At 57.0% G+C, this 570-nt stretch carries 1 protein-coding gene and 1 pseudogene; both read left to right on the plus strand.

The genetic code is table 11. The annotated features are described in order from the left end of the window. Positions 1-444: OmpA family protein (locus AAH446_RS19695; protein ID WP_342908357.1), on the plus strand; the 444-nt coding region annotated here is incomplete at its 5' end. 13 nt (positions 445-457) lie between these two features. Then, positions 458-570: pseudogene (locus AAH446_RS19700) on the plus strand (type VI secretion system tube protein Hcp); the annotation flags it as partial.

Consider the following 570-nt stretch of genomic DNA (forward strand, 5'->3'; position numbering starts at 1 on the left):
CCGCCGCCGCCTGAACCCGAACCGGTACCAACAATTATCCACCTCGACAGCATGTCGCTGTTTGATTCCGGCAGGGCAGAGCTGAAAGCGGGCTCGACCAAAGTGCTGGTTAACTCACTGGTGGGTATCAAGGCCAGGCCGGGCTGGCTGATTGTGGTGGCAGGACATACCGACAATACCGGCAATCCGGCGCTGAATCAGACGCTTTCCCTGAAACGTGCCGCGGCGGTACGTGACTGGATGCGGGATACCGGAGACGTACCGGAAAGCTGTTTTGCCGTACAGGGCTATGGCGCAGGCCGCCCTGTGGCAACCAACGACACGCCGGAAGGGCGGGCGCTCAACCGTCGTGTCGAAATCAGTCTGGTACCCCAGGCCAACGCCTGTCAGATACCGGATACCGCATCAGCGTCATCTAAGGATGATGACGTTACTGAAAATTAAATGGAGAAAAATCATGGCAATACCTGTTTATCTTTGGCTGAAGGACGACGGCGGCGCGGACATTAAAGGGTCTGTGGACGTTCAGGATCGTGAAGGCAGCATCGAAGTGGTGGCTCAGGAACACAA

It is taken from the genome of Erwinia psychrophila (genome assembly GCF_039023475.1).
Classification (GTDB): Bacteria; Pseudomonadota; Gammaproteobacteria; order Enterobacterales; family Enterobacteriaceae; genus Erwinia.